The sequence below is a fragment of the Pseudomonas sp. NPDC089401 genome, from assembly GCF_044749485.1.
Lineage (GTDB): Bacteria > Pseudomonadota > Gammaproteobacteria > Pseudomonadales > Pseudomonadaceae > Aquipseudomonas.
Genome location: NZ_JBIVIA010000009.1, coordinates 1 through 24,143 on the forward strand (window position 1 = coordinate 1; position 24,143 = coordinate 24,143).

General features: G+C 67.2%; 19 protein-coding genes. 5 read left to right on the forward strand and 14 right to left on the reverse strand.

The window, feature by feature from the left end; translation table 11 throughout:
• Positions 1-122 precede the first annotated feature (122 nt).
• From cprA to ACIP21_RS19805, 7 genes are all read right to left on the reverse strand, one after another.
• Positions 123-1,271, reverse strand: a complete 1,149-nt coding sequence (gene cprA / locus ACIP21_RS19775; RefSeq protein WP_400690929.1) for a cationic peptide resistance protein CprA — start codon at positions 1,269-1,271, stop codon at positions 123-125.
• A gap of 286 nt (positions 1,272-1,557) precedes the next feature.
• Positions 1,558-2,625, reverse strand: coding sequence for a tryptophan 7-halogenase (locus tag ACIP21_RS19780; protein WP_400690931.1), 1,068 nt, complete (start codon positions 2,623-2,625; stop codon positions 1,558-1,560).
• A complete protein-coding gene (locus ACIP21_RS19785) occupies positions 2,622-4,562 on the reverse strand; it encodes a LodA/GoxA family CTQ-dependent oxidase (protein ID WP_400690933.1) in 1,941 nt (646 codons plus the stop codon). The genes ACIP21_RS19780 and ACIP21_RS19785 overlap by 4 nt, the downstream gene beginning before the upstream one ends.
• Before the next feature lie 21 nt (positions 4,563-4,583).
• A complete protein-coding gene (locus ACIP21_RS19790) occupies positions 4,584-5,591 on the reverse strand; it encodes a hypothetical protein (protein ID WP_400690935.1) in 1,008 nt (335 codons plus the stop codon).
• Positions 5,592-5,806: 215 nt separating this feature from the next.
• Positions 5,807-6,994 (reverse strand): MFS transporter, encoded by a 1,188-nt coding sequence (locus ACIP21_RS19795; RefSeq protein ID WP_400690937.1) that lies wholly within the window; start codon positions 6,992-6,994, stop codon positions 5,807-5,809.
• 80 nt (positions 6,995-7,074) lie between these two features.
• Positions 7,075-7,248 (reverse strand): hypothetical protein, encoded by a 174-nt coding sequence (locus ACIP21_RS19800; protein ID WP_400690939.1) that lies wholly within the window; start codon positions 7,246-7,248, stop codon positions 7,075-7,077.
• Positions 7,249-7,381: 133 nt separating this feature from the next.
• Positions 7,382-8,749, reverse strand: coding sequence for an APC family permease (locus tag ACIP21_RS19805; protein ID WP_400690941.1), 1,368 nt, complete (start codon positions 8,747-8,749; stop codon positions 7,382-7,384).
• 220 nt (positions 8,750-8,969) lie between these two features.
• On the opposite strand from ACIP21_RS19805, the gene ACIP21_RS19810 reads away from it, so the two are divergent.
• Together ACIP21_RS19810 and ACIP21_RS19815 are read left to right on the forward strand one after the other, a co-directional pair.
• Positions 8,970-10,511 (forward strand): gamma-glutamyltransferase family protein, encoded by a 1,542-nt coding sequence (locus ACIP21_RS19810; RefSeq protein ID WP_400690943.1) that lies wholly within the window; start codon positions 8,970-8,972, stop codon positions 10,509-10,511.
• A gap of 60 nt (positions 10,512-10,571) precedes the next feature.
• The gene (locus ACIP21_RS19815) at positions 10,572-11,267 is read left to right on the forward strand and encodes a GntR family transcriptional regulator (protein WP_400690945.1); all 696 of its coding nucleotides are present in this window, start codon (positions 10,572-10,574) and stop codon (positions 11,265-11,267) included.
• Here ACIP21_RS19815 and ACIP21_RS19820 read toward each other — a convergent pair.
• Genes ACIP21_RS19820 through ACIP21_RS19835 form a run of 4 tightly spaced genes read right to left on the reverse strand, consistent with a single transcriptional unit; the run spans position 11,236 to position 17,020 of the window.
• On the reverse strand, positions 11,236-12,483 hold the full coding sequence (locus ACIP21_RS19820) for an amidohydrolase family protein (RefSeq protein ID WP_400690947.1): 1,248 nt from the start codon (positions 12,481-12,483) through the stop codon (positions 11,236-11,238). The genes ACIP21_RS19815 and ACIP21_RS19820 overlap by 32 nt on opposite strands.
• Positions 12,480-14,960: an ATP-binding cassette domain-containing protein gene (locus ACIP21_RS19825; RefSeq protein WP_400690949.1), complete on the reverse strand. Its 2,481-nt coding sequence runs from the start codon at positions 14,958-14,960 to the stop codon at positions 12,480-12,482. Before ACIP21_RS19825 ends, ACIP21_RS19820 begins: the two co-directional genes overlap by 4 nt.
• 2 nt (positions 14,961-14,962) lie before the next feature.
• Positions 14,963-15,832 carry a branched-chain amino acid ABC transporter permease gene (locus tag ACIP21_RS19830; protein WP_400690952.1) on the reverse strand — a complete coding sequence of 290 codons (870 nt, stop codon included), beginning with the start codon at positions 15,830-15,832 and terminating at the stop codon, positions 14,963-14,965.
• 15 nt (positions 15,833-15,847) lie between these two features.
• Complete coding sequence (locus tag ACIP21_RS19835; RefSeq protein WP_400690955.1) at positions 15,848-17,020, reverse strand: ABC transporter substrate-binding protein; 1,173 nt, start codon at positions 17,018-17,020, stop codon at positions 15,848-15,850.
• A gap of 185 nt (positions 17,021-17,205) precedes the next feature.
• Here ACIP21_RS19835 and ACIP21_RS19840 point away from each other — a divergent pair, with 185 nt between their 5' ends.
• Together ACIP21_RS19840 and ACIP21_RS19845 are read left to right on the forward strand one after the other, a co-directional pair.
• Positions 17,206-17,604 (forward strand): nuclear transport factor 2 family protein, encoded by a 399-nt coding sequence (locus ACIP21_RS19840; protein WP_400690958.1) that lies wholly within the window; start codon positions 17,206-17,208, stop codon positions 17,602-17,604.
• Between the two features lie 41 nt (positions 17,605-17,645).
• A complete protein-coding gene (locus tag ACIP21_RS19845) occupies positions 17,646-18,146 on the forward strand; it encodes a peroxiredoxin (protein WP_400690960.1) in 501 nt (166 codons plus the stop codon).
• Positions 18,147-18,322: 176 nt separating this feature from the next.
• On the opposite strand, the gene ACIP21_RS19850 is transcribed toward ACIP21_RS19845, so the two are convergent.
• Complete coding sequence (locus ACIP21_RS19850) at positions 18,323-20,857, reverse strand: HWE histidine kinase domain-containing protein (RefSeq protein ID WP_400690963.1); 2,535 nt, start codon at positions 20,855-20,857, stop codon at positions 18,323-18,325.
• Positions 20,858-21,015: 158 nt separating this feature from the next.
• On the opposite strand from ACIP21_RS19850, the gene ACIP21_RS19855 reads away from it, so the two are divergent.
• Positions 21,016-21,651: a dTMP kinase gene (locus ACIP21_RS19855; RefSeq protein WP_400690965.1), complete on the forward strand. Its 636-nt coding sequence runs from the start codon at positions 21,016-21,018 to the stop codon at positions 21,649-21,651.
• On the opposite strand, the gene ACIP21_RS19860 is transcribed toward ACIP21_RS19855, so the two are convergent.
• Both ACIP21_RS19860 and ACIP21_RS19865 read right to left on the reverse strand, forming a co-directional pair.
• Positions 21,609-23,366, reverse strand: coding sequence for a hypothetical protein (locus ACIP21_RS19860; protein WP_400690968.1), 1,758 nt, complete (start codon positions 23,364-23,366; stop codon positions 21,609-21,611). The two genes, ACIP21_RS19855 and ACIP21_RS19860, sit on opposite strands and share 43 nt — an antisense overlap.
• Positions 23,359-24,135: a DUF2182 domain-containing protein gene (locus tag ACIP21_RS19865; RefSeq protein WP_400690970.1), complete on the reverse strand. Its 777-nt coding sequence runs from the start codon at positions 24,133-24,135 to the stop codon at positions 23,359-23,361. Before ACIP21_RS19865 ends, ACIP21_RS19860 begins: the two co-directional genes overlap by 8 nt.
• Positions 24,136-24,143 lie beyond the last annotated feature (8 nt).

A 24,143-nucleotide genomic window follows, 5' to 3' on the forward strand; every position in this document is an offset into this window, starting at 1 on the left:
TCCTGATCATGCGTATTAGCCTGTAAACCATGTCCCCGGTTTGGAATGTAAACGATGTCTCCGGTTTGTACCGCGGGTAAACCCGCTCCCACAGGGAGAGGCTTGTTGGCAGGAATGAGCGGTTACTTGAAATCCCACTGCATCTGGGTAGCGATACTCACCCCGGTCGAGGACTTCACGCACACATCCAGGTAATCGGTGAAGCGCGGCGGCATGGCGATGCCTTCCTCGATCAGGCGGCTGTTGTCGAACAGGTAGTTGAGGTCGGCGAAGCCGCTGTACAGGCGCAGGGCGCGCAGCACCAGGCGGGGGTTGGCCGGGCCGATGCGTGCTTCGAAGTCCTGGGCCAGGCTCTTGAGGTCGTCGACATCGACCTTGCGGTAGCGTTCGCCCACCGGCGCCGCGCCATTGGCCTCGGCAAAGGCCTGGTCGATCTCGGCGAAGGTGCAGGCGGCCTGATGGCCGGCGGAGATATGGTAGAGGTCGTGCTCCAGGCTCGGCTTGAGGGTCAGGCCGATCAGCGCCTCGGCGCAGTAGTCGACCGGGATCACGTCGATCTGCTCGTCGAGCTCGCAGGTGAAGCTCTCCAGGGCGAAGCCCATGCGGAACACCCAGAAGATGCTGGCCGAGGCCTGGCAGCCGAGGGTGCGGTGGCCGACGACGATGGACGGGCGCGCCACCACCAGCGGCAGCTGGGGCAACTGTTCGCTCATGCGCCGCTCGATCTCGGCCTTGGAGGCGGTGTAGTCGACCAGTTGCTGTTCGGCGGCCGGGAAGTCCCACGATTCGCTGATCGGCGACTGCCGCTGCGGGCCGCAGCACATCGCGGTGCCGACATGCAGGAAGCGCTTGAGGCGGGTGGAGCGGCTCATCACCTCGGCAAAGGCGTAGGTGCCTTCGACATTGACCGGCCAGATGTTCGGGTTCTTCGAGAACGAGGCCACCGCGGCGCAATTGATTACCCGGTCGATCTGCATCAGGCGCGCGGTGGCGTCGGCCAGCCAGGCGGTATCGAGGAAGTCGCCGCAGAGGATCTGCTCGGCACGCAGGGCCTGGCAGTCCTGTTCGCTGACACCGTGTTGACGCAGGTTGTCCCGCAGGCGTTCGAGGCCTTGCCCAGGGCTGTCGGCGCGGACCAGGAAGCACAGGTTGGCACTGCGGCCATTGTCGATCAGCTGGGCCGTTACCGAGCCCCCGAGAAAACCGGTGGCGCCGGTCAGCAGAATATGTTCGTGAAGATCGAAGTTGATGTGTGGGGCTGGCGCGTTCATAAACTTCCTCTGAAAAGTTTATTGCTTGGCTTCGAGACGAAGGCACGGGCTGGGTAGTTTTCTAGGCTCGTGCCAAGGGCGCGCAGGGAGTGGCGTTCAGCGAGGAGCGGGGGCGATTGTCGACGGCTTGGGAAGGCAAAGGCAATTAACGAAATAGCCGATTTGAATGAAACAAAAGTTAGGAAGTATTTGAATTTATTAAAGTAATGAATGCGCGTTGCAATAATGCCACGGGCCCTGTCGTGGGCAAGTGAGGGAAATGTGAAAAATGCCTTGGGGCCCGTAGCTAGCGGCCCGAAGGCAGGTCGCGGCGCAGGCGCCAGAACGGTGCCTGCGGCCAGCGTGGCTGGCTCTGGTAGTAGTGCCTGACCCGCAACAGATACTGCTGGCGAACCTGCTGCAGCTGCGCGCTGTAGGCGCCGGCGCTTGCCGTGTCGCCACTGCACTGCGCCACCACCGCCTGCGCGCCACGCAGGGCGGTATACAGCGCGTTGAAGATGCCTTGCGACGACAGCGGGTCGAAGGCCAGCGCCGCGTCGCCGACCGCCAGCCAGCCCTGGCCTTGCGGGGTGCGCAACGCGGTACCGCCAGCGCCGGTGGCGCTCAATGGGGTCCAGCCGCTGGCGCTGTCGCACAGGCGGTGCAGGTGCCGGGTCGCGGCCAGGCCCTGATGCCACAGGCGCTGGGCGTGGACCAGTTGTGACGCGTGGGCGCTGTCGGTGTGCAGTACGGCGACACGTCGACCGCCGGGCAGCGGGGCGCTGTACCACCAGCCTTCGGCGGTGGCCTCCAGCACGGTGCGGCGATCTGCCTGGGTGTCGGGGCCGCTGGCGTACACGGCCACCAATGGCGTGTCGCAGACCCGCGCCAGCCCCAGGCGCCGGCGCAGCACGCCGTGGCGGCCACTGGCGTCGACCAGGAAACGGGCAGTGAACTCGCCCGCATCGGTGCCGACCCGCCAACCTTCGGCATCACGCTCGACCTGCTTGACCTCGGTGGCGACCAGCGGCACGCCGGTGTTGCGCGCCGCCTCCAGCAGGCAGGCGTCGAAGCGTGGGCGGTCCAGGTGCCAGCCGGGGCCGTTGGGGTCCTGGATGAAATCCGTGGGGATCAGGTCATCGCTGTCCCAGCTGGCCAGGTTGCCCAGGTGGGGCAAGGGCGCGCTGTGTTCCAGCGCGGTCAACAGGTCGAGGTCGCGCAGCAGCGGCCGGGCCGCGCCCGGCAGGCTTTCGCCAGGCTTGAACCCGGTCGCCGGCCGGCCCACCAGCAGGGTGCACAGGCCAGCACGGTGCAGCTGTCGCGCGGTGACGGCGCCGGCAGTGCCGGCGCCGATCACCAGGGCATCGAACCTCAATGGCGGAACCTGCTCATGGCCTGGCGGTAATGCTCCAGGCTTTCCCAGCCGGCTTCGCGCAACGAACGGTCGAGTGCCGGATCGCCGCTGGACACTGCCGTCGCGCGCAGTTGCTGCGGGCGAGTCAGCGCCGCGTTGCGGGTTTCCACCTGCATCACGCTGGGCAGGTCGGGGTCGCCGCTGACGCCCGGGCGGTCGCCGACGATGCCGATGTCACCGTAATGGTCGGCCATGCTCTGGGCCTTGTCGGCGAACTCGCTGCCGCTGAGGTTGCGGTCCCAGTGTTCACGGCGATGGAAGGCGGCCAGGCGTGCCTCGCGGGGCTGTGCGGGGTCGATGGCGATCTGGTAGTCCTCCTCGGTCAGCACCTGGTTGGGCACCCGTGCCGGCCAGAAGGTCGGCAGGTAAGGATCGTACTGATGGTCGTAGCCCGAGCGGCAGCCCGCCGCATCGACCTGCCACGGCAAGGCCATCCAGCGGCTGATGCCGCCCGGCCGCTGGGCGTTGAGCGGGCCTTCGGCCGACAGCACCACGGCCTGGGACAGCGTCGGCCCGTAGTCAGGTTCGGACGTGCCGGCTTCGGCATGGCGGATACGCCAGGGGGCGCTGTACAGCGACAGGTGGCGCATTGGCCAGCTCATTTCGATGCCGGGGTGGAAGGCGTCGGCAACGCAGTGGTCGAGCGCCGCCTTGTCGAGCATGGCCGGTTGCTCGGCCAGGGCCACCTTGCCCAGGGGCAGGTGGCGCGGCAGCTTGCGGTCCCAGTCGTCGATGAAGGTGCCGTTCATCCATTGGTTCATCAGGCGGCTGCGCACGCTCGACGGGCTGAGCATGTCGCTGGGCGAGGTCGTGTCCTCGCCAAAGGTGTCGCCGTAGATCCACGGCCAGGTACGCTGTTCGTAGACCGGGTTGTCACTGCTGCGAAAGGCGTTGTACACGGTACGCCGCAGTTGCCCGTAGACATCGTTGCCCGCCTGCGGCGCCGTCGCCAGCTTGCCGAGGAAGGTCAGGTCGTTGAAATCGAAAGGCCCACCGCTGCCGAACATCGCGGCAAAACCCTTGTTGACCCATTGCAGGCCGCTCATGCGCTGCAGCACGGGGAGCACATGCTGGGTGAAGGACACCTGGGCCGGCGCCTCGAGCCAGCCATATTGCACGTAGGTGTCGAACAGCAGGTCGTGCATGGTCCGCCAGCTGAGGGTGTTGGGTGCGTAGTTGGGCTGCGCGCACACCACCCAGGCGCCCTCGACCGGGATGTCGCGCTCGCCCAGGCGTACCTTGGCGGTCACCGGGCCGTCGGAGGTGTCGTCATGCCAGCCGGGGGCGTTGGCGAAGGTCGAGGGGTTGTACTTGTCGAAGATCGGTTTGCCTTCCGGCGAATTGGAGCGACCGAAGCCGCCCAGCACCAGCAGGCGCCCGGCCTCGTCGGTGCGCAGTTCGCCCAGGGAAACCGCTTCACCGAGGAACTGGCCCGAGTCGAAGCGGTATTGTTCGCCTTGCTGCTCGAAACCACCGATGCTGCGTGCGCCAGGGTCGATGGCCAGGCGCTGGCGCTGGGCGCCGATCACCCCGGGGTTGCGCAGCGGCACTTGCAGGTCACGGGCCGCCGGCACGTCCAGGGCGAGCACGAAGCTGTACCACTCGGCCTTGCGGTTGGCCAGGTGCACGTTCCATTCGAGCGCGGCATTTTCGGCGTTGAGTTCGGCCACCACCTTGCCGTCGGTGTCGTAGCCGTAGACCCGAAAGCGTGCGGCCTGACGCTTGATCGCGCCGCTGGCATCACGCATGGACTGGGCGTCGATGGCCGTGGGGCCGGTGGTTTCCGGGCCGATGAACAGGCCGTGCGGGCTGTTGCCCAGGCGGGCGATGCCGATGGCTGGGTGGATGGCGGCACGCACGATGCGGCTCAGGTCGGCCGCGGGCTGATTGCTGGACATGGGGGCGCTCCTTGCGAAACTTCAGCGGGTTTGAGGGTTTTTCGGGGCTACCGGCAAGACGTCGGGGCGCGGAACCTGGGGTTCGCCCAGGGTCTGGCCGTTGACGTTGCGGCGCAGGTCGGCGGAAACCTGGTAGATGTGCCGGCGCGCCTCGGCAATGCTGCCCACCGCCTCGAATCCCTTGAGGGTGCGGGCCGGGTTGAAGGCCAGGGCTTCGCCGTAGTCGGCCTGGGTGTGCACGCTGATGTCCTGGGCTGGGATCGTCAGCGTGGCGACGTGCAGCGGCACCGACAGCGACTCGTCCCAGCGCACGGTGGCGCGGTCCAGCGGCATGTCTTCGTTGCCGACGCGGCGCTGCAGCAGCAGGCGGAAGCGGTAAGCCTTGGCGGCCAGGCGTTGCTGCAGGTCCTTGGCCAGGTAGTTGGGGTCGCTGTAGTCGGGGTTGCCCGGCGCTGGGGCCTGCTCCGGCTCGAGGATGTACTTGCACCAGGTGTCGCCGAACTTGAACGGGATCACGCTCCAGGCCTTTTCGCCCAGGGCGGTGGGCACCTGCTTCTGCATCTCCTCGAGCAACTGGCCGGTCAGCGGGTGCTGCTTGATATACGCGGCATCGTCCTGCAGGAAGCTGCAGAAGTTGGCCGCGTCGTCGACGAAGAACACCGGGAAGTTCTGCAGCAGGAAGTCCAGGGTCGGTGCGTGGCAATCCGGTTCCAGGCTTTTCTCGCCGGCCACGTCGAACAGTTTGAAGGAAATGCCCACGGTGCTGTTCAGGTCGGGCTTGCCATCGGGGATGTCACTGGAAAAGCGCACCCAGGCCGGGTAATGCGCGGGCCTGGCGAACAACCCGAGCGGCGCGATGCCAGCCGGGGTTGGCAAGACCTCGAGGGTGGCGTGGGCCACGCCGTGCAGGCGCAGGAACACCGGGCGCCGGGCCGGGCACTGGCCGGCGGCGATGCGCCCCTTCTGGACTTGTTCGATGAAGACATTTTCGATACAGGCGATGGCCGAATCACAGTCGGTACGGTTCATGGCACTATCCTTGTCTTGTTATGAGGAGGCCACCCATCCTAGCGGCGGCCCGCAGGCAGTTCCTGAGGGAGTTGCTTCACCTGCGAGGTGCAGTCTAGTTAACCTGCATTACAGCCAGATACCAGTCGTCGCGAGGGCCAGGAAATAGTTGCCGGAGCCTGACAGCGCGCATAAAAAAGCCCTGCTCAAGCAGGGCTTCCAAGGTTTTGCGGCAATCAATGGCCGCCTTTCATGCGCCGAGCCATCAGGTAGATCAGCAAGCCACCCAACGCCGTTGCGGCACCGATGTAGCCGGTGCTGGTCCAGCCCAGCCCGGCGCTGATGGCCATGCCGCCGAACCACGGCCCCAGGGCGTTGGCCAGGTTGAACGCGGCATGGTTGGAGGCCGCCGCCAGGCTCGGGGCCTCGTGGGCGATGTCCATCAGGCGGATCTGCAACGGCGCGGCCAGGGCGATCATGGTGCCGACCAGGCCGATGCCCAGCAGCACCGACCACAGTGCATGGGCGGCGAAGGTGAAGAACAGCAGCACCGCCATCGACCACACCAGCACGATACCCACCGCACGGAACTGCAGGCGGTCGAACAGCTTGCCGCCGACGATGTTGCCGATGATGCCGCCGGCGCCGAAAGCGGCCAGGCCGAACGGGATCCACTGCGCCGACACCTGGGTCACCTGGAGCATGGTCGGGGCCAGGTAGCTGAACACGCAGAACATCCCGGCAAAACCGATCGCGGCGATGCCCAGCGCCATCCACACCTGGGGCAGGGTGAAGGCTTGCAGTTCCTTGCGCGGGTCGCTGCGGGCCTCGTCGGCGCGTTGCGGTACATAGCGCCACACCAGGGCGATGGTGCACAGGGCGATGGCACCGACCAGGATGAACGCCGAACGCCAGCCGAACCACTGGCCGAGGAAGGTCGCCACCGGGTTGCCCAGCAGCATCGCCAGGGTCAGGCCCATCATCACCCGGGCCACGGCCCCGGCGCGCTGGTTGCTGGGCACCATGCTCGAGGCCACCACGGCAGCGATGCCGAAGTAGGCGCCATGGGGCAGGCCGCTGATGAAGCGGAAGGCGACCATGCTGGTAAACGACGGGGCCAGGGCGGTGGCCAGGTTGCCGATGGCGTACAGCGCCATCAACAACAGCAGCATGTGCTTGCGCAGCAGCCTGGCACCGAGAATCGCCAGGGTCGGCGCGCCGACCACCACGCCCAGCGCGTAGGCGCTGATGGCATGGCCGACTTGCGGCTCGCTCAACTGCAGGTTGCTGGCGATGTCGGGCATGAGGCCCATGATGGCGAACTCGCCGGTGCCGATGGCGAAGCTGCCCAGCGCCATGGCAGCCTCCATCTTGCCGACATCGCCCTTGGCAACGGCGAGTGGCGGTAATTCCTGAACAGACATTGGGTTCCCTTGAAACATACTGAAACGTTTAACGCGGGATCATACCATTCAAGAATCCCGCGTTGGGGCGGGAGGGCGGCTCAGACCGATTCGACGTCCGCGGGCGCAAAGGCCTGGGGCGCGGCCTGCAGGCGTTCGGTCAGGCGCGCCACGTAGGCTTCGGCGTCTTTCAGGCTGCTGAACGACACCGGGTGCCCGTCGATGATGACCTTGCAACCTGCATCCTGCTCGTTACGTGCGATTTCGATCTTCATGCCCAATCCTTGCTGTTATTCTGGCGCGGCGAGGGTAGCGCAATTATTCCTCGGTAAAAAGTGAAATAACTGCTCTAGATCGGGCATTTTAGGCTGACTAACTGGTCAGCTTTCTGTAAAAGACCACGGCGCTTCACTCGGCCATCTGCAACTCCGGCAACTTCACCCGAAACGCCCGGGTCAGCCCCAGCAGGCAAACGAACCCCGCGGCCATCCAGCACAAGCCAATGGTGAAGGACATCTGCGACAGGCTGGTCCACAACCAGATCGTGCTGAGGAAGCCCAAGGCCGGAATGGCGCCATACAGCAGGCAATTGCGCATCCCTCGCAACTGCTGGTCCACCAGGTAGTGCTTGACCACCGCCAGGTTCACCGCCGAAAACGCGAACAGCGCGCCGAAGCTGATCATGTTGGCCACGGTGTCGAGGGTGATGAACAGCGCCACCAGCGACAGCAGGCTGACCAGCATGATCGCCGTCGCCGGCACACGTTTTTTCGTCACCAGCTGGCCGAACACCCGCGGCAGCGCACCGTCACGGCCCATGGCGAACAGCACCCGCGACACGCTGGCCTGGGACACCATGGCGGAAGCGAAGCAGCCTGCGACATAGGTGGCGGTGAAGGCGGTCACCAGGTATTCGCCGCCCACCCGGCGCATCACGTCCACCGAGGCCGAATCCGGGTCGGCGAAGCTGCCCCAGTCGGGGAACACGCTCTGCGCGAAATAGGACACCACCAGGAACAGCAGGCCGCCGATCAGCGACACGGCCATGATCGCCTGGGGGATGCGCCTGGTCGGGTCGCGGGTTTCCTCGGCCATGGTCGACACCGCGTCGAAGCCCAGGAACGACAGGCACAGCACCGCTGCCCCGGTCATGATCAGCGGCACGCTGAAGCCTTCGTGGTGGAACGGCGCCCACACCGAGACCGGCGTGCTCTGCTCACCCAGGTTGCGCAGCGACAGCGCCACGAAGACCACGATGAACACCAGCTGCGCCACCACCAATACCCAGTTGACCCGGGTCACCGACTCGATACCGATCAGGTTGAGAAAGGTCACCAGGGCAATCGAGCCCGCCACCCACACCCAGGCATGGATGGCCGGGAAGTATTCTGACATGTAGATGCCGATCAGCAGGTAGCTGAGCAGCGGCAGGAAGATGTAGTCGAGCAGCAGCGTCCAACCGGCCATGAAGCCGAAGTGGCTGCCGAAGGCCTTGCGCGTGTAGGTGTAGACAGAACCGGAGTAAGGATGGGCCTGGACCATGCGCCCGTAGCTGTAGGCGGTGAGCAGCATGGCGGCGAGGGTGAGGAGGTAGGCGGTGGGCAGGTGCCCCTTGGTCATCTGGGTGACCAGCCCGTAGGTGGTGAACACGGCCAGCGGGACCATGTAGGCCAGGCCGAACAGCACCAGGGCGGTCATGCCCATGGATTTTCTGAAACGGTCGGTGCTCGGCGACTCAGGATGCTGGGGTTGGGCTGTAGTTGTTGTTGTATGCATTGCTAACTCCTGGAATGGGATGCAGGAAGCCGCAGCAGGCGAGCAAGCTCGCTACTGGCAAGGGAGTTGGATCAGGGGTGTGGCCGGGAGGTGGGGCGAGTCGAATGCTCCCATACTCCGGGCGGGGTCGGAATCACCCTTTGGGGGGAGCAAGGCGGTCGTCAAGCGACGGAGGCATGAACCTTGCTGATTGCTAGCAATCCACCAGAAGGAGCTAGCAATGAACGAATCCCTGGTCGCCCATTCCCGCGGCGGCGTGCTGTGCACCCCACATCCCCTGGCCAGTGCGGCGGGCCTGGACGTGCTGGACGGCGGCGGCACCGCCATCGATGCCATGCTCGCGGCCAGCGCGGTGCTGGCGGCAGTCTACCCGCACATGACCGGGCTGGGGGGCGATGCACTATGGTTGCTCCATGACGACCGGATACGCACCATCATCGGGATCGGCCAGGCGGGTTCGCGGCTGCCGGACGGTGGTGCCATCAGCCTGCGCGGGCCGGGTTCGCTGGCCACCACCGCCGGGGCCATGGCCAGCTGGGAGCAGGCCAAGGCGCTCAGCGAAGGCTGGGGTTCGCGCATGGGCTGGGCGGACCTGCTCAACGGTGCGGCAGGGTTGGCCCGCGAGGGCGTGGAGGTGTCGGCTTCGCAACGATTCTGGCAGGGCCAGCGGGCCGCACTGATCGATAGCATGCCCGGCCTGCAGATGCTCTGCCGCCAGCCGGGCAACCGGCTGCGCCAGCCGGCCTTGGCCAACACCCTGGAGCAACTGGCCCGGCGCGGGCCAGAGGATTTCTATCACGGCGAACTGGCCGAAGCCCTGGGCCAGGCCTTCGACACCCTGGGCTGCGGCCTGACCCGAGACGACCTGCGCGCCACCCATGCGTACCTGGCTGCGCCGATTTCGGTGCGCTATCGCAACGGCTGGCTGTACAACGTCGCACCGCCGACCCAGGGCCTCTACACCTTGCGCGCCATGGCCGCACTGGATGCCATGGACCTGGGCGAGAATGGCGCCCCGCGCTACTACCACCTGCTGGTCGAAGCCATCAAGCAGGGCCTGCTGCAACGCAACCGGCAACTCCACGACCCGCACGCCAGCGGCTGGGACTTCGCCGACAGCCTGGCCCGGCCTGCCGCGCCACTCGACCCGCAGCAGGCCGCGCCCTGGGCCGAGCCCGGCCAGCCCGCCGACACGGTGTGGATGGCCGCCACCGACCGTGAAGGGCGCAGCGCCTGCCTGATCCAGAGCCTGTTCCACGACTTCGGTTCCGGCTGCCTGCTCGGCGACACCGGCATCCTCTGGCACAACCGCGCTGCCGGCTTCAACCCGCAGCCCGGCCATGTCAACGCCTGGGCCCCCGGCAAGCGCCCGGCGCACACCCTCAACCCTTCGGCCTACCTGGCCGACGACGGTCGGCGCTGGTTCTTCGGCACCCAGGGCGGCGATGGCCAGCCGCAGACGCAGATGGTCCTCGCCACCCAGCTGATCGACTACCAGCAGCCGCCGCAGGCAGCGTTGCGCACACCGCGCTTTCTGCTCGGGCGCAGCTTCTTCGACAGCACCGACAACCTCAAGCTGGAGGCCGATATCGGCGCGCCGGTGCTGCGCGGGCTGGCCGAGCGCGGGCATGCCATCGAAACCACCCCGGCCCTGAGCCCACTGATGGGCCTGGCCGGGGTCATCGCCATCGATGCCCACGGCCGGCGCACTGCGGCTTACGACCCGCGCAGCCAGGGCAGTGCCCTCGGCCAGGCCGATTGAAACGGGCCGGGGCCGGGCGGATAATGCCGGCCCAACGCGTTCGAGGGGTTCGAGGTTTCGATGACAGGCAAAGCGGTCAGCAGCAAGCAACAGGAAGTCCAACGTATCGCCGACATGCTCGCCAAGGCCATTGCCCAGCACCGGCTGCGCCCGGGTGCGCGGCTGGTCGAGGCGCAGATCGTCGAGACCCTGCAGGCCAACCGCAACCACGTGCAGGCGGCGCTGCAGCGCCTGGCCATGCAGCGCATCGTCGACATCCAGCCCAACCGTGGCGCCACCGTGGCCCAGCCCAGCGCCCGCGAGGCCCGCGAGATCTTCGCCGCACGCCGGGCGGTGGAGCGGGCGATCGTCGAGGCCATCACCCCGGCGCACATCGCCGCCCACCAGGCGCGTCTCGACCAGCACATGCGCGACGAGCGCGAGGCCACCGCCAGCACCGACCGCCGCGCCATCGTGCGCTTGCTGAGCGAGTTCCACCTGCTGCTGGGCGAGGTGTGCGGCAACCGTGTGCTGGCCGACATCCTCGGCAACCTGATGGTGCGCAGCTCGCTGATCGTCGCCCTCTACCAGCGCGGCGACAGCCCGCCCTGCGCCTCGGACGAGCACCAGGCAGTGATCGAGGCGCTGCGGGTGGGCGATGGCGAAACCGCGGTGCGCGAGATGATCGAGCACCTGGACGAACTCGAGGGCCAATTGGCCCTCGAGCAAGCCCCGGCGCCGGAGGTCAACCTGGGGCAGGCACTGGCTGGGCTCTGAGTGCGGGGCTGAGCAGTTGCGCGGCCGGCCGCAGGAAGGTCTGCCGGCCACCCTTGAAGCCCATCAGCGGCGCGGCGATGCGCCCGACCACGTCGGCTGGCGTCGGCACGTCGAACACCACGAAGTCGGCCCGGCAGCCAGGCTCCAGGCCATAGTCGCGCAGGCGCAGCAGGCGCGCCGAAGCCCGCGAGATCCAGCCCAGGCACAGCAGCAGTTCCTCCGGCGTGCCGAGCTGGGCGACGTTGGCGTACAGGTTGGCCTGGCGCACCAGCGAGGCATCGCCGTAGGGCGTGAACGGGTTGCCGATATTGTTGCTCGACAACGAGCAGGTCACCCCGCACTGCTGCAGTTGCGCCAGCGGCGCCACCCCCCGAGGCTTGTCGTGGAAGCGCTCGCGGCCGGTGAGGAACAGGTCGGTGGAGGGCAAACAGGTCACCTGCACGCCAGCCTCGGCCAGGGCCCGGCCCATGGCCATCAGCTCGGGCCGGGGCAGCGCCGAAAGCTTGGTGACATGGCCGACGGTGACGCGGCCGTGCCAGCCATGCTGGTGGGTGCAGCGGATCACCTCGCCAAGGGTCATGCCGGCCACTTGCAGGTCGAAGTCCAGGTGCAGGTCGAGGTCGCGGTCGTAGGCCACTGCCAGCTCGAACAGTCGGCGGATCTGCGCGTGTGGGTCGCGGTCGGTGTAGGGGCAGCCGCCGAGCACCTCGGCGCCTTGCTCCAGGGCCTGGCACAGCAAGGTTTCGGTGCCGGGGTTGTCGAGCATGCCCTCCTGGGGGAACACGCAGATCTCCAGGGTCACGGCCCAGGCGTAGTCGGCCTGCAGCCGGCGTACCGCGCGCAGGCCGGTCAGGCCGATGCCCGGGTCGATTTCCACATGGGTGCGCATGTGCGTGGTGCCCTGGGTGATCGCCTGCTCCAGCACCGCCGCGCCACGGGCGTAGACGTCGGCTTCGGTGAAGCCGGCCTTGGCCTGGCGGGTCTGGGCGATGGCTTCGGCCAGGGTGCCTTCGTGCAGTTGGCAGCGCGACAGGATGCAGGCCTTGTCCAGGTGGATATGGGTCTCGACCAGGCCCGGCAGCACCAGGCGCCCGCCCAGGTCCAGCAACGGTGCCGGGCGGCGCAGGCGCTGGACGAAGCGGCCAGCTTCGATCAGCAGGCGGGTCGGGGCCGGGTCGTCGCCGAGCCGTAGGTTGATCAGTTCCAGGTCGTTCATGCGGCGGCTCCTGCGCCCAGGTAGGCGGCTTCGAGTTGCGGGTCGCCGCGCAGGGCTTCGGCGCTGCCGTGCTTGACGATGCGCCCGGTCTCCAGCACGTAGGCGCGGTCGGCCACTTGCAGCGCCAGGTTGGCCATCTGGTCCACCAGCAGCAGGGTCACGCCTTCGTCGCGCAGGGCGGCGAGGGCGTCGTACAGTTCGCCGATCATCGCCGGCGACAGGCCCAGGGACGGCTCGTCGAGCAGCAGGATGCGCGGCTTGGCCATCAACCCGCGGCCGATGGCGACCATCTGCTGCTCGCCGCCCGAGAGCAGCCCGGCGGGGCTGTCGATGCGGTCGCGCAGGCGCGGGAAGCGGCTGAGGATTGCCTCGATCTCGCGTTCGGCGTCCACTGCGCCCTGGCGCACGCCAGCGCCGAGCAGCAGGTTCTCGCGCACGCTCAATTGGCCGAACAGCTGCCGGCCCTCGGGCACCAGGGCCAGGCCCAGGCGGGCGACCTGGCTGGCATCGAGGTTTTCGATGCTGCGGTCGTCGAGCACGATGCTGCCGCGCTGGGGCCGGTGCAGGCCGGCCAGGGCCTGGAGGATGCTCGACTTGCCAGCGCCATTGGCGCCGAGAATGGCGATCAGCTCGCCGGGGTTGACCACCAGGTCGACGCCTTCGACCACCGGCGCGGCGCCGTAGTCGAGGGTCAGGTCACGCACATGCAGCACGGCATCGCGCGAACCGGCCCAGGCCTGGGCGCGCGGTTGTGCCTGGTAGGCGGTGCCGCCCAGGTAGGCAGCGATCACCCGTGGGTTGCTGCGCACCTGCTCGGGCGTGCCCCAGGCAATCGGTTTGCCGGCGTCGAGCACCAGCAGGCGCTGGGACACTGCCATCACCAGGGGCATGTCGTGCTCCACCAGGATGATCGCCAGGTTGAAGCTGGCCAGGCGCTGCAGCAGCGTGGCCAGGCGGTCGGTGTCCTGGCGGCCGAGGCCGGCGGCGGGCTCGTCGAGCAGCAGCACCTGGGGGCGGGTGGCCAGGGCGCGGGCGATTTCCACCAGACGCCGATCGACATGGGGCAGGTCATCGGCGGCCACGTGCAGGTTGCCGTGGTAGCCGACCAGGGCCAGCAATGCGATGGCCAGGGCTTTGCGGCTGGCGTGCTGGCGTGCCCAGGGGCGCTCGATGCGGCCCTGGGGGAAAGCCACCAGCAGGTTTTCCAGCACGCTCAGCTCACCGAACAGCTGGGTGGTCTGGTAGGTGCGGGCGATGCCGGCGCGGGCGATGCGCCAGGCGGGCTGGCCAGCCAGTTCGCCGCCCAGGTCGATGGAGCCGCTGTCGGTACGGTAGAAGCCGCTGATCAGGTTGAGTACCGTGGATTTGCCCGCACCGTTGGGGCCGATCAGGCTGGTGATGCTGCCCGGCAGCGCTTGCAGGCTGACGTTCTGCGCCGCCTGCACGCCGCCGAAGCGGATGCCGACACCTTGCACGTTCAGGCCATGCTGAGCACCCTGGGCGAAAAAGCCCTGGAGCAGCGCCGTATCGGCCTGGCCGATGACCGGCGCGTGCACGGGCCGCCAGAAGCGCCGGGCGAGGCTGCCCAGCACGCCCCGCGGCGCCGCCCACAGCACCGCCAGCAGCATCACCGAGAACGCCAGCAGGCGGTACTCGGCAAAGTCCGCCAGCAACTCCGGCAGCACCACGATCACCAGCGCCCCGAGCACCGGCCCGAACAGCGTGCCGGCACCGCCGACGATCACTGCCAGCACGAACAGGATCGACTGCGAGAACGGGAATGCTGCCGGGTTGATGAACATCAGCAACGGCGCCACCAGCGCGCCGGCCGCGCCCGCCAGGCCGGCGGACAGGGCGAAGGCGAGGGTGCGGGTCTGCACCGGGTTGACCCCCAGCGAGCGCGCGGCGATCTCCGAGGCTTTCACCGCCCGCATCGCCAGGCCCCAGCCACTGCGCTGCAGGCTCCAGTAGAACAGCAGCGCCGCGAGCATCAGCAGCAGCGCGCCCAGGGCCAGCAGCAAGGTCGGGTCCAGGCTGCCCAGCGCCGGCAGCGGGATGCCCATCAGGCCGTTGGCGCCGCCGGTGACGCTGCGCCATTCGATCAGGCCGTTGTGCACCACCAGGGCGAAGGCGATGGTGATCATTGCCAGGTACGGCCCGCTGACCCGCAACGCCGGGATCGCCAGCAGCGCGCCGAGCAGTGCGCAGCCGAGGCTGGCCAACGGCAGGGCGGCGCTCAGTGGCAGCCCGTCCAGGGTCAGCAGGGCCGAGAGGTAGGCGCCGATGGCGTAGAAGGCGATGTGCCCGAACGACATCTGCCCCGACAAGCCGATCAGGATGTTCAGGCCCACGCCCACGGTCACGGCCAGGGCGTACAGGGTCAGGATCAACAGCCAGTAGCTGTCCAGGGTCAGCGCCAGGGCCACGCCGGCAATGCCGAGCAGGCCCAGGCCAAGGGGAGCGAGAAGCGCGCGCATGGTCATACCTTCACCCAGAGTTTGCGGCCGAACAGGCCGTCAGGACGCAACGCCAGCGCGACGATCACCAGTGCGAAGCACAACAACTGGGTGAACGCCGAACCGAAATACAAGGTCACCAGCGCCTCGACCAGGCCGAACAGCAGCCCGGCCGCGAAGACCCCGCCGGCACTGGCGATGCCGCCGAGAATGGCCACTGCGAAGGCCTTCAGGCCGAACAGCGTGCCCATGTCGGCATGCACGCTGTACAGCGGTGCGATCAGCAGGCCGGCGATCGCTGCGAATACCGTCGACAAGGCAAAGGCCGCCGCCACCACGCGGTTCACTTCGATACCCATCAGCCGCGCCGCCCGCGGGTTCTGCACGCAGGCTTCCAGGCGCAGGCCCAGCGACGTGCGTCGGCGTACCCAGAACAGCGCCGCCGCCACGCCGGCGCCGGCCAGCGGGATGGCCAGTTGCACGGCGTTGAGGCTGCTGTCGCCGAACGCCAGTCGCAGGTTGGCCAGGGCGCTGCCGAACTGCCGTGGCTCCTTGCCGAAGGTGAACATCGCCAGGTTGTCCAGCAGCAATCCGCCGGCCACGGTCGCCATCAGCCAGGCGTCCGACCCGCGGGCATGGAAGGGCCGGACCAGGAAGCGTTCGATCGCCAGCCCCAGCACCGCGCACAGCACCAGGGTTGCCGGCAGGGCCAGCCACAATGGCCAGCCCCAGGTGACGCTGAGGCTGTAGCCGAGCACGGCGCCGACCATCATGGCGCTGCCCTGGGCGAAGTTGACCGTGCGCGACACGGCGTAGGTGAGGTGAAAGCCCAGGGCCAGCAGCGCGTACATGCTGCCCAGGCCCAGGCCGCTGAGCAGTGCGGTGGTGATCATCTCGAAGGTCTCCGCTCAGGGTGCCACGGGCACGATGGTGTCGCCGTCGAAACGGCTGAACACGTAGTCTTGCGGGCCCAGGGCGTCGTGCCGGTCGGCGCTGAAGGGCTGCTGGTAGTGCTTGATCAGGCCGGGGTAGTCGCTGATGGCGTAGAAACCGTCGCGCACTTTCGGGCCGCTGGTGTCCTGGGCCTTGTCGATGGCCAGGCCCACCAGGTGCATGGCGTCGTAGGCATTGGCGATGCCCACGGCGGGGGTGACGTCGGCCAGGGTCTTGATCTGCGGGTAGCGCTGCTTGAGGGCGGTCAGCAGGGCTTCGCCACGGGGGCTGTTGTGGGCGCTGAAGACAAAGGTCTGGATGAAGTGCACGCGCCCGGCGTCGGGCCCGGCCAGTTCGCCGAAACGCCCGCCGGCCGGGCCCCAGTGCGACACCACCGGGACCTTCCAGCCCATCTGGTCGAGGGACTTGACCACTTGCGCCGACGGGCCGACGTTGCCCACCAGCAGCAGGGTATCGACGCCGGCGTTCTTCAACCGGGTGAGCTGCGGGACCATGTCCAGGTCGCTGTCCTCGAAGCGCTCGGCCGGTGGCTTGGGCAGGTCGCGGCGGGCCATGGCCGCGTTGAGCCCGGCCAGGTTCGACTCGCCCCAGGGGTTGTTGGCAAGGATCAGCCCCGGCTGCTTCATGCCCTGGCGCAGGCCATAGGCGACCAGCGCTTCATCGACCTGCTCGTCGACCGCCGAGACACGGAACACGTAGTTGTCCGTGGCACCGTTCTCGGTGATCTTGGTGCCGGCGGCCCAGATGCCCATGAACGGTGTCTTCATCTGGTTGGCCAGCGGCACGATGGCCAGTGACACCGGGGTGTCGAGGCCGCCGAACAGCACACTGACCTTTTCCCGCTGGATCAGCTCGCGGGCTGCGAGCATGCCCTTGGCCGGGTTGCTCTCGTCGTCGCGGCGCAGCAGTTCGACCGGGCGCCCGAGCAGGCCGCCCTGGGCATTGATTTCGTCGATGGCCAGGGTCAGGCCGCGGGTCAGGGCCTCGCCGGACTTGGCGGACTGCCCGGACAACGCGGCGACCAGGCCGACCTTGATCGGCTCGGCAGCCTGGGCCAAGCCGCTGAGGCAGGCCAGGGAAAGGGCGGCGCAAGGCAGCCAACGACGCAGCAGGGAACGGCTGAACATGGTGCGAACTCCTGATTGCTAGCAATTTGTAAGAATGTGCTAGCAAAACAGGTGCCATTTGGAAAATACTCCGGACACCCCCGTGGTTTGGGGCTCCCGCCGCTATCCCGCGTGCCTTTCCGTGCACTGGATTGCGGCATCGCACGGGGCACGCGCCCCGTTCTGGACACCCTTGGAGACTACCCATGACTGACAGCACGACCGCCGTACAGATTGTCCGCGACTTCCTTGCCGCCTCCATGGCCCCCGACCCGGTACGCGCCGCCACCTACATGAGCGCCGACGTGCGCATCACCTTCACCGGCGGCCGGGCAATGCCCACGCCGACCGATATCACAGCCTTCAATGGCGCCCGCTACACCTGGGTGAAGAAGCAACTGGGCGCGTTCGACTGGTGCGAGCGCGAGGACCACACCGTGGTGTATTCCAACGGCACGCTGTACGGCCAGTGGCCGGACGGGCGCAGCTTTTCCGGCAACCGCTACCTGGACCGGTTCGAGGTGAAGGCGGGCAAGATCGTGCGCATGGATGTGTGGAACGACAGCGCCGAGTGGATGCTGGCGCCGGAGATTGCCAAGGCCTGACAGGGCGTTACACTGGCTTTTTTGCCCGCCTGGAGGCCGCAATGATCAAGATTGGCGAACAGTTGCCCGACGTGACCCTGTACCAGTACAACACCGTCGAGGGTGCCTGTGCGATCGGGCCCAGTGCCTTTTCCGTTCGCGAGCGCTGCAAGCAGAAGAAGGTGGTGATTTTCGGCTTGCCGGGGGCGTTCACGCCGACCTGTTCCGAGAAGCACGTGCCGGGTTACGTGGCGGCGGCCGAGGCACTGTTCGCGGCTGGCGTCGACGAGATTCTGTGCGTGTCGGTAAACGATGCCTTCGTCATGAATGCCTGGGGCGACAGCCTGCAGGTGGGCGATGCGGTGCAGATGATCGGCGACGGCAACGGCACGTTCAGCGAGGCGCTGGGCTTGATCCAGGACCTGTCGGCCCGTGGCCTGGGGCGGCGTTCGCTGCGCTATGCCATGGTGGTCGAGGACGGAGTGGTGAAGCACCTCGCGGTCGAGGCCCCGGGCAAGTTCGAGGTCAGCGATGCGCAGAGCGTGCTGGCGATGCTGCGCTGATTCGAGCCACCTTATCGATCGTGTAGATTCCGCGCGGCATGGCACCGGCTTTGCCGGTGTTCGCGGGTAAACCCGCTCCCACAGGTGCGGCGAAGTTTTTAAAGGTTCGATATGCCTGTGGGAGCGGGTTCATCGGGGCGCCGAACCGCCGCGAACACCGGCAGAGCCGGTGCCATTCAGAGCAGGTTCTGCAAGCTGGCGAGAATGGCGTTGGCGTCGTAAGGCTTGCGGATCACCGGCACCTGCTGCAGGTGCTCCGGAATGCTCACCCCGTCGCCGTACCCCGTGGCGAACAGGAACGGTATGCCGCGCCGTACCAGCTCATCGGCCACCGAGATCGACGTCCCGGTCCCCAGGTTGATATCCAGGATCGCCGCATCCGGCACCCGGCTACCCAGCAACCGCAGCGCCTCGCCCTCGGAACTGGCGGTGATCACATCGCGGATCTGCGCATCGTTGAGCATCTGTTCCAGGCCGACAGCGATGACCAACTGGTCTTCGAGAATCAGCACACAGGTATCGGCCTTGGCGGCAAAGCCATCGTGAGCCTGGGCGTGGGGCGCGCTCGGCTGCGCGGTTTCGGCGGCTGCGCCGACCGTCAGGTGCTTGGCCGGGATCCTGAACAACCCCCGCAACCCTTCGGGCAGGTACTCGACATGGCTGGTGCCGCCGAGGTCGAACGGGATGCTGCGGTCGATCAGCACCGTGCCGAAGCCGCTGCGGCTCGGCGGGCGAACCGTCGGCCCGTGGCTCTCGCGCCAGGCGATGTCGCAGGCGTTGCCGGCATCCAGTGCCCAGCTCACGCACAGCTTGCCGCCGGTCCGCGACAGCGCGCCGTACTTGGCCGCATTGGTCGCCAGTTCGTGCAGCACCAGGGCCATCACCGAATAGGCGCGGGCATCGAGAATCACATTGGGCCCGCTCAGCTCGATGGCTTCGGCCGAAGTTCGATAGGGCGACAGTTCGGCTTCGAGCAGCGCGGCCAGGCGCCCGCCGCCATCGCCACGCACCACCTGGTCGTGGGCCAGGGACAGCGCGTGGATGCGGCCCTTGAGCGTCGCCACGTAGTCCTTGAGGGTCTGGGTTTCCGAGGTGGGGTGGGCGACCAGCGCGCCGATCAGCGAAAGGATGTTCTTCACCCGGTGATTCAGTTCCTCGTTGAGGATGCGCTGGCGCACCTCGGCCTTGGTGCGTTCGTTGGCCAGCAATTCGCTGTTGTGCAGCGCCACTTCGACGATGGCGGTGCGGATGGCTTCGCCGAACTGGCGGTCCTGCTCGCTCCAGGGCAGCGATTGCTGATGCACCGTCTCCTTCCAGATGGCGAAGCTCTTGCGCGGGGTCAGGCGGTCGCCCAGCGCGCCGCTGTCGTAGGTCTTGTTCGGGTCACCGGCCCAGTCCAGGGTCTCGAGCACTTCCTTGCGGAACAGCATCAGGTAATCCCGTGGCTGTTGCGACATCGGGATGATCAGCACGCCAGAGACGTCGGCGAAGTAGGCCTGGGCCTGCGGGTGCGCCATGGACAGGCGGTTGGAGGCCCAGGTCCGGCCCTCGCTGACCACCTCCGCCAGGCGCAGCAGGTCGGGCATGGCGGCCTTGGGCGGGGTCAGGCCTGCCGAGGTCCAGCGGCCTTGCAGCGACATGCCGATACCGTCGCAGGGGATCAGCGTCTGGAATTCGGCCAGGCGGGAATGGAAGAACAGCTCGATGTCGGGCGCATGGTTGGCGTCGCGCAGCAGCGAATCCAGCGCCTTGTGCACGTTGACGGCGGCTTCCAGGTTCTGCCGGGTGCGCAAGGTCTCGATATGCAGCGAGAAGAACTCGCCGAACATCTCCGCCGCCACGCGCTGCCCCATGGCCAGCGTGCGCGGTGCGTAGTGATGGCAGGCGATCAGGCCCCACAGCTCGCCGTTGACGATCACCGAGATCGACATCGACGCGCCCACGCCCATGTTGGTCAGGTACTCGCAATGGATTGGCGAAACGCTGCGCAGGTGGGCGTAGGACAGGTCCAGGGGTTCGCCCGATGGGTCCAGCACCGGGTCCAGGGGCACGGTCTTGACCGTGGCGTCGGAGATGATCCGGATCGGGTTGCGCAGGTACAGCGCGCGGGCCTGCTGGGGGATGTCGGAAGCCGGGAAGTACTGGCCGAGGAAGCTTTCCAGGTCACCGCGCTTGGCCTCGGCCACCACCTTGCCGGCGCCGTCCGCGCCGAGCTGGTAGATCATCACCCGGTCGTACCCCAGCACGGCGCGGACGAAGCGGGCTGCGTCGCGGAACAGCTTCTCGGTCTGGTCGATCTCGCGCAGTTGGGCGATCAGCGTGCGCGCCAGTTCGATAGGCTCGGCAATGCTGGTGCCCGCGGGTTCGAACTCGAAGATCGCGCTGCCTTTGTAGACGTGGGCGGAGATATCGAAGGCCTGGCCGCAGGCGAGCTGCACGCCGAAGGTCAGCGAGGGCCGGGCGGCCTCGCGGGTGCGCGCCAGTGAATTGCGCAGGGTATGGGCCACTTCGTCGCCAAGCACGGCGTGCAGTTTCTGACCGTTGATATCCCCGCTGACACCCAGCATCGCCGCCAGGTTGGCCGAATGACGCAGCACGGTGGTCGCCGACGCGTCGCAGGCCAGCAGGCAGCCGTGGGGTTGGATGCTGCCTGGGATCTGGATCGGTTCGCGATCGCAGTTGGTCAGGTTTACTCGGGGGTCGAAGGTCATGGGGCCCGTGCCTGGAAAAATGTCTGACGTACAGTACAGCATCGTCTGAGGAAAGGCGCATTTGCGCGGGGAGTACAGATGTTCTCCTTGCGTGAATACGGCGGCCGTCAGGCCAGTGCGGTATGCTCACGGCCCAGTGTCAGTAGCGTCAGGGAAAAATGAAGCGTCCTCTGTTTGTTGCATTCGATGGCCCCAAGGGTACCGGCAAGACCACCTTGCTGGAGGCCGTCACCCGTGCCTTGCGGGCCGACGGCAGGAAGGTGGTCCGCTTGTGCGAACGCAAGCGCGACCCCAACCGGGGCGAGACCATGGCCTTGGTCAACGCCCTGGCGCGAAACCCTTCGGCGCAGCTCGAGTGGAAGGTCTGCGAGCGGCTGGCGGAAAGCCGCGCGTGGATTTCCCGGCAAGTGCTGCCCAACCAGCCTGTGGACAGCATCATCCTGATCGACCGCTGGTATCCATCGGATGCCGCGTTTCGGCGCAGCGTCCCGTTTGCCGAGGTCCTGCGGTTGAACATCGAACGCCAGGTGCAGGTGCCCGACGTACATGTCGGGGTGGTCACCGCGCCTGAGATTTCATGGGCGAGGGCGGCGGCGCGCACGCGCGGGCTTGGCAGCACGGTGATCCACAGGCTGGAAGAGCAGGCGGCCAGTACCGCAGCGTTCGAGCGTGCGGTCGCCGAGCATGGCTGGGTGCTGTGCCGCAATGAGGGCACGGTCGAGGAGGCGACGCAGCAGGTGGTCGCCGCGATCTACGGCGTGCTCGGCAGCAGCCGCCAGTCCTTGGCCAGTTGATGGGCAACCTTTGCCGGTAGCACGGTCGCGCCGCTGCGACGAACATGCGGTGCATGGTCGGCCAGGCCGTCGACAAGGACGGCCCACTCGGCCCTGGGGTCCTTGACATAGTCCCAGCCAAGCCCCAGCCATGGGCAACGGCCACCGATACGGGCGGCTATGGCAGGCGTCGGTTCACCGGCATTCACGGCGGGGATTTGCAAGCAAAGGGCGCCGCTGGCATCCCGGGTGACCGCCATTGCCCCAAGCAATGCGACGTCAAAGGGCACCGGCTGGTCATTGGCGGCGAAGTACCAGGCCATGCGCCGGATGTTGTCGTAGTCGGCGATCGCCCGGTAGAGGTAAGCGCAGATGACGCCCAGCATCGGGTCGGCATGCTTTGCATGCTTGAGGATGGCGGCCAGCCGAGTCAGGTGGTCGGCTTGCAGTCGGCCTGCGGCGAAGTCATCGATGGCCTGCAGGGCGTTCTGGTAGTGCTCGGGCACGCCTTGTGCGCCATAGACTTGGAAAACCTCACCGGTGGAACCGGGAGCGACGACGGCATACAAGCCCTGATAGGGGACGACGGGGGTGAATTGGCCATCGGCCAGCGCCACCAGCACTGGCTCGCCAACGCTGGCGACGTTGAATGCGCTGAAGAAGGAATCGCCTGCCGCGCGTTCGACCGAGCTCGCGCTGAAGAGCCTCGCCGGCTTGCCCCAGACCATCAGGTTGCCTGTCACAGGCTGACTGATCCGCTCCAGGCGGCTTCGCACGCCTTCGTCAGCCGGCGCGTCATCGTCAAGGCCGAACAGCAGGTTGTCTGCCACCTGCAGGTCGACATGCTTGAGCGCGAAGCCTTCCATCACCTGGGCGCCGAGCACCGCCGCCTGGCTGCCCGCTGGCCAGGGTTGCAGGCCGGCAGGGTCCGGCAGCGGCGTGGCGCCCTGGTAGAGCACTGCCGATTCGGGGTCGACCTGGCATTGCGGGTTGAGCTTCAGGTGATACGTGCTGGCACGCTCGCTGGTGCGCACGCGCACACACTTGCCAAGGGTCGCGGTGGTGATCATCCCGTTGTCGATGGCGCTGGGCTCCAGGCCCCAGAGGGCATCGGTGATGACGCCCGAGAAGATGCATTTGCCCGGCGCCGCCGCAGACGGGTCCTTGACCATGTAGCCCAGCTTGCCGTCCTGGCAGGAGGCCAGGCGATCGAAGCGTGGGCTGTCGACCTGGGTGCCCTGGACCACGATCCCCCGCACCCCGTCCAGCCGCAGCAGCTCCAGGGTTTGCGGCGCTTCGCGGCAGGCATCGCTGATCAGGGTGATGCGCTTGATGCCATGCAACAGCAGTTCGGTGTAGAAGGCATCGGCCTTGACGCAATACTTCTGCTGCAATGAGTCGCTGAACAGCCAGGTAATGGAGTTCAGGTTCGCATCGGTCAGGCCATGGCCGCAAAAGCTCAGGATCAACTGGTCGACGGCCTCGGCCTGGGGAGGAAACAACTCGTCCACCGCCTGCTGCACCCGTTCGCGGGTCACCGGGTTGAGCTTGCCACGGCTGCCACCGTCGTCGACGACCCGGACATTGTCAGCACCGAACCCTGCACGCTGGGCCCACTGCCCAAGCGTGCGGGCTGCATAGATGGCGCCGTCGAGGTAGGCGAAGCCCGGCCCCTGGTCCGCGCTGACGCTGTTTACCGTGCTGACGCCAATTGCCAGGCATGCTCGCCTACCCATGGGGACGCTCCGTGTCGCGTTGGTTGAAGAAGGTATGAAGCAATGCGCTGGATACCGCCGTCTGCCAAAGCCAGCGCGGTGGAGCCATAGGTGCGAGGCGTTCGACCAGCATGATCAGGCCTGCCATCAACATCATCGGCAAGTGCCACGCCCCGCTCACCAGCGGCACGCTCATCCAGGCCCAGCACGAGGCGATGCACCAGCCGCCGTGGCTGAGGCCGAAACCCAGGCAATCGCGGTCGGCAGCCCAACCGAACAGGCCGATCCGGCGTGCTCGGTGGCTGCGGTTGAGCGCCGCGCGGTGCCACGGGCTGGCGCTCCAGAGCAGTGCGAACAGCAGTGTCAGGGGCAATGCTGCATCGCCCACCGTCACCTGCAGGAGCACCGAAATGGCCCAAAGCACGGGGCCGGCCAGCATCCAGGCGGCGGTATAGCCAAGCACGAAGGCAGCGGCTGCACGTACCTGCCGGGCCGGCAGGCTGGAGCGCCAGACATGCATCAGCGGCATTGCCAGCAGCGGCGGCATCATCGCCAGCAGCATGAGGAACCAGGCCGCAAGGATCCGCTGCAACGGGTTCACGGCCAGTTCCGCCTGCAGCACCGCAGGCCAGCTGCCGACAACCGAAATGCCATTCACCGCCACGCAGAAGGCCGGCCCGTCGCTGCTTGCCCCGTGGTACAGGGAAAGCGCCAGGCCCAGCCCTGCCGTGGCCAGCAGGACGGGCCACGGCGCGTAGGTGAAGCTGCGAAGCACCCGCCCTGGCCGCATGCCGGCAC